Origin of the sequence: Mycolicibacterium duvalii, from assembly GCF_010726645.1 — a bacterium.
Classification (GTDB): domain Bacteria; phylum Actinomycetota; class Actinomycetes; order Mycobacteriales; family Mycobacteriaceae; genus Mycobacterium; species Mycobacterium duvalii.
Genome location: NZ_AP022563.1, coordinates 1,942,939 through 1,955,066, shown reverse-complemented (window position 1 = coordinate 1,955,066; position 12,128 = coordinate 1,942,939). Strand labels below are relative to the sequence as shown.

The 12,128-nt window shown below is 67.7% G+C and carries 13 protein-coding genes and 4 tRNA genes; 6 read left to right on the top strand and 11 right to left on the bottom strand.

Translation table 11 applies throughout. The features are described 5' to 3' along the window. Positions 1-660: 660 nt before the first annotated feature. Positions 661-1,011, top strand: coding sequence for a hypothetical protein (locus G6N31_RS08980; RefSeq protein ID WP_179964282.1), 351 nt, complete (start codon positions 661-663; stop codon positions 1,009-1,011). Between the two features lie 69 nt (positions 1,012-1,080). On the opposite strand, the gene G6N31_RS08975 is transcribed toward G6N31_RS08980, so the two are convergent. From G6N31_RS08975 to G6N31_RS08955, 5 genes are all read right to left on the bottom strand, one after another. Further along, the gene (locus tag G6N31_RS08975; RefSeq protein ID WP_133117725.1) at positions 1,081-1,386 is read right to left on the bottom strand and encodes a hypothetical protein; all 306 of its coding nucleotides are present in this window, start codon (positions 1,384-1,386) and stop codon (positions 1,081-1,083) included. Between the two features lie 293 nt (positions 1,387-1,679). Beyond that, positions 1,680-1,754 (bottom strand) — tRNA-Val (locus G6N31_RS08970). 14 nt (positions 1,755-1,768) lie between these two features. After that, a tRNA-Cys gene (locus G6N31_RS08965) sits at positions 1,769-1,839 on the bottom strand. Positions 1,840-1,866: 27 nt separating this feature from the next. Continuing rightward, positions 1,867-1,939 (bottom strand) — tRNA-Gly (locus tag G6N31_RS08960). 95 nt (positions 1,940-2,034) lie between these two features. Then, on the bottom strand, positions 2,035-2,403 hold the full coding sequence (locus G6N31_RS08955) for a DUF6636 domain-containing protein (protein ID WP_098006079.1): 369 nt from the start codon (positions 2,401-2,403) through the stop codon (positions 2,035-2,037). Between the two features lie 239 nt (positions 2,404-2,642). On the opposite strand from G6N31_RS08955, the gene G6N31_RS08950 reads away from it, so the two are divergent. From G6N31_RS08950 to G6N31_RS08930, 5 genes are all read left to right on the top strand, one after another. Further along, positions 2,643-2,714, top strand: a tRNA-Val gene (locus G6N31_RS08950). 198 nt (positions 2,715-2,912) lie between these two features. Beyond that, positions 2,913-5,468: a diguanylate cyclase domain-containing protein gene (locus G6N31_RS08945; protein ID WP_098006053.1), complete on the top strand. Its 2,556-nt coding sequence runs from the start codon at positions 2,913-2,915 to the stop codon at positions 5,466-5,468. Positions 5,469-5,520: 52 nt separating this feature from the next. Continuing rightward, positions 5,521-6,339: a formate/nitrite transporter family protein gene (locus tag G6N31_RS08940; protein WP_098006051.1), complete on the top strand. Its 819-nt coding sequence runs from the start codon at positions 5,521-5,523 to the stop codon at positions 6,337-6,339. Positions 6,340-6,411: 72 nt separating this feature from the next. Further along, complete coding sequence (locus G6N31_RS08935) at positions 6,412-7,359, top strand: methylenetetrahydrofolate reductase (protein WP_234815476.1); 948 nt, start codon at positions 6,412-6,414, stop codon at positions 7,357-7,359. Then, positions 7,356-8,114, top strand: a complete 759-nt coding sequence (locus tag G6N31_RS08930) for a class I SAM-dependent methyltransferase (protein WP_098006047.1) — start codon at positions 7,356-7,358, stop codon at positions 8,112-8,114. The genes G6N31_RS08935 and G6N31_RS08930 overlap by 4 nt, the downstream gene beginning before the upstream one ends. 1 nt (position 8,115) lies before the next feature. Here G6N31_RS08930 and G6N31_RS08925 read toward each other — a convergent pair whose 3' ends face one another. The 6 genes from G6N31_RS08925 to G6N31_RS08900 are packed head-to-tail and all read right to left on the bottom strand — an operon-like array spanning position 8,116 to position 12,070. Further along, on the bottom strand, positions 8,116-8,319 hold the full coding sequence (locus G6N31_RS08925) for a hypothetical protein (protein ID WP_098006046.1): 204 nt from the start codon (positions 8,317-8,319) through the stop codon (positions 8,116-8,118). 12 nt (positions 8,320-8,331) lie between these two features. Next, positions 8,332-8,985 carry a cysteine hydrolase family protein gene (locus G6N31_RS08920; RefSeq protein WP_098006043.1) on the bottom strand — a complete coding sequence of 218 codons (654 nt, stop codon included), beginning with the start codon at positions 8,983-8,985 and terminating at the stop codon, positions 8,332-8,334. Positions 8,986-8,989: 4 nt separating this feature from the next. Then, positions 8,990-10,108 (bottom strand): sulfate/molybdate ABC transporter ATP-binding protein, encoded by a 1,119-nt coding sequence (locus G6N31_RS08915; protein WP_098006042.1) that lies wholly within the window; start codon positions 10,106-10,108, stop codon positions 8,990-8,992. Beyond that, entirely contained in the window at positions 10,105-10,911 is an 807-nt protein-coding gene (locus G6N31_RS08910) for an ABC transporter permease (protein WP_098006040.1), read from the bottom strand. Before G6N31_RS08910 ends, G6N31_RS08915 begins: the two co-directional genes overlap by 4 nt. Beyond that, complete coding sequence (gene modA / locus G6N31_RS08905; protein ID WP_098006038.1) at positions 10,911-11,663, bottom strand: molybdate ABC transporter substrate-binding protein; 753 nt, start codon at positions 11,661-11,663, stop codon at positions 10,911-10,913. Before modA ends, G6N31_RS08910 begins: the two co-directional genes overlap by 1 nt. After that, positions 11,663-12,070 (bottom strand): TOBE domain-containing protein, encoded by a 408-nt coding sequence (locus G6N31_RS08900; RefSeq protein WP_098006077.1) that lies wholly within the window; start codon positions 12,068-12,070, stop codon positions 11,663-11,665. Before G6N31_RS08900 ends, modA begins: the two co-directional genes overlap by 1 nt. Positions 12,071-12,128: the final 58 nt, after the last annotated feature.

Genomic DNA, 12,128 nt, shown 5'->3' with positions numbered 1-12,128 from the left:
GCAGCGTGAGCAGGAGGTTCACCGTTGCCGACCGCCCCACCCCGAACATGCGCCCGCTGCCGTCAGCCGGCGCCCAAGGGCAAGCCGTGCCCGTGCCGGAAGCCGTGGGAAGGGTCAACGCACCCCGGTGGCCACGACGACCGCCGCATGGCCAAGGCGTTGGCCGCGTACCGGCGGGAAAACCCGTACTGCGAGTGGCCCGGCTGTCCCCGGCTGGCTGATCACACCGACCACATCGTGCCGCTGGCAGAGCTGCCGAAGGGCGACCCCCGGCGCTACGACCCAGAGAATTACCAGAGCCTATGCGCGCCTCATCATGCGACGAAGACGCACGCGGATAGCCAGCGAGGCCGCATAAGGCCGCGATAGCCCTGTTCAGGCTGCTTGTACAGTGGAGTTGTCAGTTCGATGCGCCGCCGTGACGTCGATTCGCTAAGGTTTCGCGCTAGTGGGGAGACATGACAAGGACGTCAGAGAGCTGATCGACACAGTTCGTCAACACGGTTGGACCGAGGTGACCGGAAAGCGCTACCACAAGTTCCGGTGCCCCTGCGGCCAGCACATGAAGACGATTCACATATCGCCCAGTGATCCGAACTACGTCAAGAACACGACAATGTGGTTCCGTCGACAATCTTGCTGGAGAGAAGGTGAGCAGTAATGGCCAGCTACTACATGGAGTTTCGATTCGGAATGGGGCCGCAGGAAGACCGCGTCGGCTTCGAGTCCCACCTCGACGACGTTGCTGACGCCTTCGCCGACATTCCAGACGTTGACGGGGACGTCGGAGCCGATCTCGACGCCGGCCGTGTCGACGTCTGTGTCACCGTCAACGCCGATAGCCGTGCGGATGCAATCGCGAAGGCCCTAGCCGCCGCGAGGACCGCTATCCATACCGCGGGCGGGCACACCCCAGGATGGGATGGCATGCTCGGCAAGCTGCTCGACAACGATGACTTTGCGCTCACTTCAGCCCCGAGTGATTGGGCGGGCCGCGCGGTCAGCTGCTGAGCGCACTGGCGGACGAAAACGACCCCGGCCGACGTGGCCGGGGTCGTCCTATTTGACGGGCTCCCAGAGCTAGCAGAGGTTGTCGAGCTCGTCGGCGGCCTCGACAAGCGCAGCGGCCAGCTGGCGTACCTGCCCAGCGGTCATGTCGTCGCTGTCTGCGACGTGGACGTAGAGCGACCATGTGACCGCGCCGTCGCGGGTCTGGACGCCGGTGCGGTAGACGGCAGCGTCGAAGCCCTCCACCGACCGGGACGGGCCATGCACCATCCGCGTCCACTGCCCGTCTGCGTCGTCTGCCCAATGCTCGGCCGACTCCGCGCCTTGCGGCAGCGGAAGGCTCATCATGCAGTCGGTGAGGTTCTGCTGCGCTTCCACCGCGCTTCAGTAAGGGAGCCCCGAGCGATGTCCTCGGCCGTCTCGTTTGGGTTGTGGCCGAAGGCGATGGAGCTTAGTGCGAGTCGCTCTTGGTGCTCGAACCGCTGCACCTGCTCCGGGGTGAGCTGGTCGGTGAGGTCACGCCAAGTAGTCGCGTCGTCGTCGTGCGTGGTGTTCACGGCAAATCCTCTCGGATCGGGATCGAGAGTCCAGCTTGCCAAACCTAATCGGGCATGTATTGGGCATGAGCCCTGGTCAGATTCTCAAAAATGCGGTCTGACCTGCGGTAATGCTGGTGCGCGATACTGGGATTGAACCAGTGACCTCTTCCGTGTCAGGGAAGCGCTCTCCCGCTGAGCTAATCGCGCCGGGACATAATCGGAGGTGGAGACGGGAATCGAACCCGTGTGCACGGCTTTGCAGGCCGTTGCCTCACCACTCGGCCACTCCACCGCTGGGGTTGATGCCACTGCACCTTCGAGCGGATGACGGGATTCGAACCCGCGACCCTCACCTTGGCAAGGTGATGCGCTACCAACTGCGCTACATCCGCGCGCCACGGGCGAGATCGTCGCCCGTCGCGAAGCAGAACGATAGTCCACGCGCACAGGCGTACACAAATCCCTTGCTCGCCGCGCTGCGACCGACTCAGAACAGGGTGTAGGCTTGGCGCGAGATCGTGAAGCCGTGGCCGTCGGAATTCGAGCACCGGATGCCCGACGGCTCACTGTTGCAGCTCATCCCACCGCCGGCCTGATACTGACCGTAGGGTAGCGCGGGCCCACTGTTCAGCGCGGTGTCGCCGGCGCACACGAAGTTTGCCGGTCCCGTCGGGCCCAGGGTGAGGCCTTGCCCGTAGTCGGTGAAGTCCGGGCAGCTCGCCGGGCGCGGCGGCGGGGCCCAGTCGCGCGCGGCGATGTCGCACCGCACCGAGTCGTCGGTCAGGACACAGCCGATGTTGCCGCTGGGGGAGGTGAAGCCCACCACCTCCGCCGCGGCGGCCGGAGCCGCCAGCATCGCGGCCCCCGCCAGCATGGCCATCGCCATGGTCGCTGTTCTCACTGTCGCCCCCTCGATGATGACCGAACGAAATCCGTTGCCCTGGTTGGCCGAACGAGATCCCCGACGTGTCGCTGAGAGCAGCATATCGAGGAAATCGCAGGTAGGAGCGCTGATGACAGAAAACATCGGTCGGCGGATTCTAGCCGCGACCGGCCCACGTGCTAGTCTTCTGCCTCGTCCGACCCGTCGGATCCGGTCTCGTAGCTCAGTGGGAGAGCGTCCGCCTCACACGCGGAAGGTCGCTGGTTCGAACCCAGCCGGGACCACCCCGTTCGTCTTGCGTCAGTAACGACATCCCAGCTCGTTGCGGTGCCTCCGTGTCGGCATGACGTAGCCGCAAGGCCGCGCCGATTACGGTGTGCGGCAATTTGCTGACGGGCTGTATCCAGTGACGAAAAAGGTCAAAGGTCACTACTTGCCGTTTTGCTCACCAATGACCTACCGGCCACGGCATCCTGGTAGCGATGGGTACCTCGAGCAATGGGGAAGTGGTGGATCGAACTCTGCGCTCCGCGATGACCTTCGTCGCCTTCCCGGTTGCCTATGCACTGGCCGTGGCCGCGGGCCGCGCGACGCGACTGGCCGGCGGAGAGGTCTCGCTGGCCTGGCCGGCGGCTGCGGTCGGGGTCATCTGGTTGCTCTCGGTGCGGCAGTCCGGAGCCTGGAAACGCGGGGTGCACGTCGCGCTGCTCGGCGTCGTGTCCTTCACGACCAACATCGCCACGGGTGCCTCGGTCCCGTTGAGCGTCTGGTTCGTGCTCGTCAACCTCGTACTCAGTGTCGTCACCGTCGAGTTGCTGGCTTACCGGCGTGATGACGTCGTGCTGCGTGACCCCACCGACCTGGCGCGCCTGGTGGCGGCAGTGACGGTCGGCACCTGTTGTGCGGCCGTTTTGGCGGCCGGGTGGTTCGTGGTGGTCACCAGCGCGACGGTGTGGGAAACGTTCGGGCTCTTCGCGGTGCGGAACGGAGCGACAGCCCTTCTCGGCGTCGCGATCTGGCTGAGGCTGCGCGACGTGAGCTGGTCGCGCCCACACATCACCGCGGCAGCTGTCTTCGAGATGGTGCTGGCCGCCGTCGGCATCGTCGCGATCTTCTTCTGGATCTTCTGGCTGCTGAACACGGGGCTCCCGCTGGCCTTCCTCGCGCTGGTGCCCGTGATGTGGTTGGCGTTGCGGTACAGCACGACGTTGAACACGCTGTTCCTCACCGCAGCCGGGGCCTGGATCATCTACGCCACACTGTCGAACAAAGGGGTCTTCATCGTCCCCGAGATCCAAACCCGCGCGCTGCTGGCCCAGGCGATGGTCGCCAGCTTGACCCTCATCGTGTTGACCCTGTCGTTGTATCGGGACTCGCGCGCGCGCCTGATCACCGAGCTCGAGCACGCGCGGGACAAGGCAGACGAGGACTCCGAGCTGTTGACCGCGGTGCTCGACAGCATCCACGACAGCGTGGTGGTCGTCGACGGAACGGGCAGCATCGTGCTGCAGAACGCGCGGGCGGCGGACTCGGGCCTCGTCGAGGATGTCGTAACGGCATCATCAGCGGACGGATTCGCTGCCGCGGCACCAGCGTCGAACGCCCCTCGCGATGTCGTCATCGCCGCTGACGGCTCCCGCGTCGTCGAGCTGACGACCGCCCTCCTGGCGCGCCAGATGACGATGAACGTGATGGCCTTCCGCGATGTGACCGACGAGCGTGAGAATGCGCGGGCGCTGCGCGAAGCCCGCGACCTCTTCGCCGGCGTCCTCGATGCCGCGTCCGAACAGGCGATCATCGGTACCGACCCCCGGGGCAACATCACCGTCTTCAACCACGGCGCGGAACGGATGCTGGGGTGGACCGAAGCAGAGGTGCTGGGCCGCAAATCGTTCAACTTCCACTACCAACCCGAGGTTCGCGCCCGAGCAGAGGAGCTGGGTGTCCGTCCCATCGACGTCTTCGTCTACAACGTCACCCCCGAGCAGGCCGAGGTGCGCGAATGGACCTACGTCCGCAAGGACGGCTCACACGTCGCAGTGAGCGTCGCGATCTCCCAGATGACCGGCGAGGACGGCAGCTGCGAGGGCTTCATCGGCGTCGCGACTGACATCACCGAGCGCAAGGCCGCCGAGCAGGCGCTGGCCGCGAGCGAAGAGCAGTTCCGGCTCGCTTTCGACACCGCGCCGATGGGCATGTTCATGTTCACGATCGCACCCGAGGCGCCGGGACGCATCACGCGCTGTAATCAGGCGTTCGCCGACTTCTTGGGCCGTCCGGGCGACGACGTGCTGACGATGACGGTGTTCGGTCTTCCAGGCGACGGAACCGACCGCGTGGACACCGGGTTGGACCCTCTGTTGACCCTGGGCGGCGGGCAGCGGTTCGAGAGGGACGTGGCTTTCCGCCGTGCGGACGGCACCGAGGTGTGGGGTGCGGTGTCGGCGTCGGTGGTCGCGCCCGACGGATCGGAGCCCTACGGAATATGCCTGGTGGAGGACATCACCAGCCGCAAACGGGTCGAGGCTGAACTGGTGCATCTGGCGTCGCACGATCCCCTGACCGGGCTGGCCAACCGGGCGCTGCTGACCGACCGGATCCAACACGCCCTCGCCGAGGTCGATGCCGGGATTTCGTCGGGGGTCGGCATGATCTCTCTGGACCTCGACGGGTTCAAGGAGATCAACGACACCTGGGGGCACGCCGAAGGCGACGAGGTTCTCGTCGAGGTGGGTGAACGGATCAGAGCCGCGGTTCGGTCGACGGACACCACTGCCCGACTGGGCGGGGACGAGTTCGCGGTGCTGTGCCCAGGACTGCCCGATGTCGCCGAATTGCAGGCCCTCGCCGAGCGTATCCGCGCCCAGGTGCGGAGGCCCTTCACGTTGAGTGGCGGGGAGGTCTACGACCGACTCTCGGTCAGTGCCGGTGTGGTGACCTCGCGGGGTGCGTGCGACGCGGGAACGCTGCTCCGTAAGGCGGACACCCTGATGTATCACGCCAAGCGCAGCGGCAAAGACTGCGTCGTGATGGCCTGAGCTGGGTAACCAGACTCCTCGCCGCGTCTGACCGATCCGAAGGACTCTGACCATGAGCGACACGAATCAGCGTGACCTGGGCGAGTCCGACAGCCCCATCGAAGACGAACTGGAGGCCGCGTTCCAGCGGATCATCGACGAAGGCACCCAGCGGCTGCACCGCGGCTGGCGCGAGGTCTTCGTCACCGGCTTCTTCGGCGGCACCGAGGTGGCCGTGGGCGTGCTGGCCTACCTCGCGGTGCTGCACGCCACCGGTGAGCATCTGCTCGCGGGCCTGGCGTTCTCCGTGGGCTTCCTGGCTCTTCTGCTCGGTCGCAGCGAGCTGTTCACCGAGGGGTTCCTCGTCCCGGTCACCACGGTGGCGGCCAAACGCGCCAGTGTCGCGCAGTTGCTGAAGCTGTGGGCCGGCACGCTGGTGGCCAACCTGATCGGCGGCTGGCTGATCATGTGGCTGATCGTCACGGCGTTCCCGAAGCTGCGGGCCCAGACCATCGAGTCAGCGACGCACTTCGTCACCGCTCCGCTGAGCGCCGAGACGATGGCGTTGGCGGTTCTCGGCGGGATGGTCATCACCTTGATGACCCGGATGCAGCACGGCACCGATTCGGTGCCGGGCAAGATCGCCGCCGCGGTGGCCGGTGCGTTCCTGCTGGCCGGCCTGCAGCTGTTCCATTCCATTCTGGACTCCCTGCTGATCTTCGGCGCCCTGCTCAGCGGCGGGACCCCGTTCGGCTACCTCGACTGGCTGGGCTGGTTCGCCTACACCGTCGTGGGCAACCTCATCGGCGGTCTCGGCCTGGTGACGCTGTTGCGCCTGATCCGCAGCAAGGACCGCCTGCAGGAGGAACGGGTCGACGCCGAGCGGTCCTGATCTCTCATGAGATGTTTGCCTTCCGGGTCGGGCGTGAAAGAAGCAGATGTGACTGTCGACTGTCCCAAACGGATGCACTACGGTCCGTGCGGCGGAGTGCGGGCCGACGGGCAGTGCGAGATGCGTTCCGGGCCATGCGCTTTCCCCGACGTCGTGTTGTGGCCGGACACCGCTTCACACCCGGGCCCGCTCGCCGACCCACCGCTGGTGCTCGCGGACTTCAGCTGTACACCGTTCGACGCCCACGACGCCGGCTTGGTCGCCGCGCTGCTCGCACCGACCTGCGACGCCGTCCTGGTCGGTGAGCACCAGAACCGACCCGATTTCCCGCCGACTCTGCTGAGTCGGTTGATCATGGACAGCGGCGCGCTGCCGTGGATCTCGTTGTCGTGCCGTGATCGCAACCGCGTCGTGCTCGAACAGGAGCTGCGCGGCCTGGCCTACCTGGGAGTGGACACGGTGCTGTGTGTGACCGGTGACGGCCGCGGCTACGACGTGCGTCCCGACGTCACCCAGAGTTTCGACCTGGACGGGCCCCGTCTCGTCGCGATGGCCACCGAATTCGGTATGACGGCAGCGGTTCCCGAAACCCCGACCGCCCCACCGGTAGACCGCCGCCCGGTGCGGCTGGTGGCAAAGCAGCACGCCGGGGCCCGCGTCGCAGTCTTGAACCACGTCACCTCGCCATCGACGGTGGCGCAGTTCATGGCCGCCGCCCGTGCGGCCGGGCTGACCATTCCCGTGCTGGCCGCGGTGGCCGTCTTCACCGATTCGGTGTCAGCGGCGGTGTTGCAGGGGCTTCCCGGTCTGGAGCTCGACGCAGGGGTCGTCGAGCGGGTTCTCAGCGCCGACGATCCCATCGAAGCCGGCATCGAGGCCGCCGTCGCCGAGGCGCAGGCTCTGTTGAGTATCGACGGCGTGGCCGGGGTCAACCTGTCGGGCTCGGCGAGCGCTTCGGGCAGCAGGCGCGGTGCGGAGATCAAAGCCGAAGTGGGCGCACGGATCCGAGCCCGCGCATGACCGATGCCATGTCGGCCGAGTTCGACACCGTGGCCGAGTGGACCGCGCAGGTGTGCACCCGGCTGGGGGCCGACTATTACCTTCCCGCGGCGTGTCGGGGCAGCGGTAGCCCCCAGGCCCTGGACTGGCTGATCAATCGTCTCGGCCTCTCGCCGGGCTGCGCCCTGCTCGACTCCGGTGCCGGGGTGGGCGGGCCCGCCGCCTATGCCGTGCATACCAACGCCGTGCACCCGGTTCTGGTCGAACCCGAAGCCGGTGCCTGCCGCGCCGCGCGCCGGCTGTTCGGGCTACCTGTCGTGCAGGCCTCCGGGTCGGCACTGCCGCTGGCCGACGCCACGTTCGACGCTGCGTGGTCGTTGGGGGTGCTGTGCACGATGCCGGATCAATTGGGGCTGCTGACCGAGCTGCGGCGGGTGGTCCGGCCCGGTGGCGGCATCGGCCTCCTGGTGTTCGTCGCGACCCGCGATATCGCGGCAGACGAACAGCCCGAGGGCAACACATTTCCGACTGCCGACGGGCTGCGCGAGTTGTTCGCCGCCGCGGGCTTGACACTCGACGACGAGCAGTGCGCCGCGGAACTCGCTGGAGAGCAGCAGGATTGGGAGGATCGCGCGGACAAGGTCGACGCTGAGGTGGCCGACCGCTATTCCGACACCGAGGCGTGGAGGACCTCGCAGCAGCAGTCCGAGCGGATGGGCGCCCTCCTCGGCGAGGGAGCGGTCGTCGGCATGCTGTACGCGCTGCGCGCGTCCTGACTCAACCGGCGACAGCGCGTTCGTGTGGCACGACCACGAACTGCAGGCCCTCGTCGGTCTCCTTCGGGTCCACGGGAACCTCCCGTCCGCACACCGGGCACGTGGCCGCGGCCGCGTTGGGCTCGTCCTCGACGCGACGTCCGCTTCCCGAGCAGTCCTGCACGAGTACCTCCTCTGTCGACGCTACGACTTCGCCGATACCCATCTACCGGCCCGGCTATGCCTCCGAGGGCGCGTCGGCGATGCCGGCTGCTCGCCACGCATTGATCACCTCGCGTGTCGTGGTGACGGTGGCCAGCAATGCCAACGTGTTGTCGATCACGGATTCGGCGTACTCGCGCGGATAGCCGGCCACCGCATCGCGGGCAAGCACGAACTGGTAGCTCCGGTTGACCGCGTCCATGACAAAGTTCGTGATCGCGACGTTCACCGAAACACCCACGCCCACAATGGTGGTGATGCCGAGGTTGCGCAGCACAGGGTCGAGATCGGTGCCGGTCATGGGGCCGAGCCCGTGGGTCCGCGTCAGAATCAAGTCCGACCCAGCCGGCTCGAGTTCGGGCAGGACCGACGCCCCCCGGCTGCCCGGCGTGAGGTCGACGTTCATCGACTTTCCGGCGGCGAACAGCCGTGCGTTGCTGTTCGATCCCCTTCCGTCGCTGCGGCGCTGAATCAGGCAGTGCACCACGGTGACCCCGGCCGCCCGCGCGGCGGCCGCCAACGACGCGATGTTGGGGATCGCCTGCCTGCGCGCCTCGGCGGCGAGCATCGGCAAGCCCGCCAGTTCGCCGACTACGCCCGGCTGGCATTCCTGGGTGACCAGGGCCGTGGTCGCGGGGGTCAGAAGCTCGCTCAAACTGGGTGCCGGCATGAGGTCACACACTATCGCGGGAGCCGGAATCAAGACCCGGCCGAACCTGCGAATCGGTGCGGTGCAGCTCGACTTCTTGGGTCTTCACCGCGAAGTACACCGTCTGACCCGGATGCAGGTCGAGATCGGCCGCGGCGGCGGCGGTGATGTCGGCCGCCGGCCCGGTGCCACCGTCGGGCTGTTCGCCGCCGCGGACGCGGACCACGTTGCCCCGGACGTCGATGTCGCTGATCGTCACCGGAAAGACGTTGCGCGGGCTGCCGGTCGGCCGATCGAGGTGGACGGCGACAGCGCTTGGTGAGAACAACGCGACCGCCGATACGCCGGTCTCTTCCTGACCTCGGCCGGAGAGGGCGAGATTCCACGCGGTTGTGATCCGCCCGGGAGCGGTGACGGTTCCGGCGATCAGGTTCACCCCAGCCATCCGGGCCGCGAAGTCGCTGCGCGGAACGGTGAGGACCCGACGAACCGGTCCGCTTTCGACGACAGCGCCCCCGTCGATGACGACGGCGGAGTCTGCGATGGCCAATGCGTCGACCACATCGTGGGTGACGATGACCGCGGTGCGGCGTTGGTCGCGCAGCACCCTACGCAGCAGGCGGCGCAGGGCGGGCGCGCCCGTCACGTCCAACGCGGCCAGCGGTTCGTCGAGCAGCAGCAGCGTGGGTTCGGTGGCGAGCGCGCGCGCCAGCGCGACCCGTTGGGCCTGCCCGCCGGAGAGCTGATCCGGGCGGCGTGCGGCCAGCTCGGCGGCGCCGACCTCATCGAGCCATCCCCGTGCGGCCTGCGATGCGGCGCGTCGGGATTGCCCGGCGCACCGCGGCCCGTATTCCACGTTGCGGAGCACAGTCATGTGCGGGAACAGCAACGGCTGCTGGGACAGCGTGGCCACGCCGCGGGCGTGCACCGGGACGAAGGTCCGCGTAGCGGTGTCGGTGAGCACCTCCGAACCCAGCGTCACGCGACCCCAGTCAGGTCGAAGTAGACCCGAGATCACCTGCAGCAGAGTGGATTTACCGGCACCATTGGGCCCCAGCACGGCCAGGACCTCACCGTCGCCGACCGTGACGTCGACATCGAGGCCGCGTCGGGCCACGCCCGCCCGCACGTGCAGTGCGCTCATAGCGTGCCTCGCAGCCGTCGGCCACCGGCGGCGAGCACCACGATCGCCGCGACCGCGATGAGCAGGACCGACAGCGCGACCGCCGCATCGGCGTCGGTCTCGCGCTGCAGATAGATCTCCAGCGGCAGTGTCCTGGTGACGCCCTGCAGGGAACCGGCGAAGGTCAGCGTCGCGCCGAACTCCCCGAGCGAGCGCGCGAAGGCCAGTACGGCTCCGGAGGCCAACCCGGGCAGCACCAGCGGCAGCGTCACCGTGCGCAGCACGGTGGTCGGCCGGGCGCCGAGGGTGGCAGCGACCTGTTCGTAGTGGGATCCCGCCGAGCGCAGCGCCCCTTCGAGGCTGACGACAAGGAACGGCAGCGACACAAATGACTGTGCGATCACCACCGCGGCAGTGGTGAACGCGATCGGGATCCCGAGCAGGTCCAACTCGCGACCGAGCAGCCCTTGCCGGCCGAAGGTATAGAGCAATGCGATACCGCCGACGACCGGAGGCAGCACCAGCGGCAACAGGATCACCGGCCGCAGCATCGTGACCACGCGGACTGGGCTGCGCGCCAGGGCGATCGCCATGGGCACCCCGAGCAGCACGCACACACCTGTGCTGGCCGTCGCGGTCTTGAGACTCAGCACGAGCGCCGTACGCGAGGACTCCGACGTGACCAGCGGGACGAAATGCGCCCAGTCGATGCGCCCGATGATGGCCACCAGAGGCAAGATCACGAACAGCGCACCCGCGGCGGCGGGAACGTAGATCCAGGCCGGCAACCCGACCGTCACGTTCCGTGCTGCCCGGCGCAGCATCACGGGGTGCTGAACCCTGCTGCGGTCAACACGGCCCGACCGTCCGGTCCCGTGACGAGGTCTACGAACGTGTGCGCGCCCGCCGGGTCGTCGGACCGGGCCAGCACGGCGATCGGATAGGTGTTGACCGCGGCACCCGATTCGGGGAACGGGACCTCGGCGACCTTGCCGCCGGCCCCACGGGCGTCCGTCAGGTAGACCAGGCCCGCGTCGGCCTGCCCGGAGGTGATCTTCCCGAGAACGTCGGTGACTGACGACTCCTCGCTGACCGGCGCGAGCGCGACCCCGGTCGCCTCTTCGATGCGCTCGGTGGCCGACCCGCACGGGACCTGCGGGGCGCACACCACGAGCTGGATGTCGCCGGCGGCGAGATCGGCGAAACCCTTGATGCCCTTCGGGTTTGCGGGCGCGGCGACGATGGTCAAGGTGTTGCCGGCGAAATCGGTGGGGGCATCGGAGACGAGACCGGCGTCGACGGCCTTGGTCATGTTCCTGGTGTCGGCGGTGGCGAGCACGTCGGCGCGGGCACCTTGAGCGAGCTGAGCGACCAGGTCAGCGGATCCGCCGAAGTTGAACACCACCTTCGTTGCGGGATGGGCGTCTTCGAAGCGCGCACCCAGCTCGGCGAAGGTCGACCGCAGAGACGCAGCGGCGAACACCGTCAGCGTCTCGGGCGACGCCTGCGGCGGGGCGCAACCCGCGGCCACCACCATGGCGGCGACGACACTGAGACGGAAGCGCCATCCGAACATCACGATGCGCCCTGCGGGGTCTCGACGATCACCGTGGTGGCCTTGACCACGGCGACGGCGACCACGCCGGGTTCGAGGCCGAGCGCCCGGACCGACTCGGTGCTCATCAACGACACCACGGTGAAGGGGCCGCACTGCAGTTGCACCTCACTCATCACCCGGTCGGCGGTGACCCTGGTGACCAAACCGACCAGCCGGTTGCGCGCGGAACTGCCCACGCCCAGCGGGTCGGGTGGCGGTGCGGCGTGTTCGCGGGCGAACGCTGCGAGCACGTCTCCGGCGATCACCTTTCTGCCGGAGTCGTCCTTGGACGACGGCAGGATGCCGCTGTCGACCCACCGGCGCACGGTGTCGTCGCTGACGCCCAACAACGCGGCTGCGTCCTTGATCCGGATCGCCGGAACCATTGCGCTCACCTCCATCCGCATTCACGGGTCCAAAAGGCCAAGATTACCGCAGATGCGA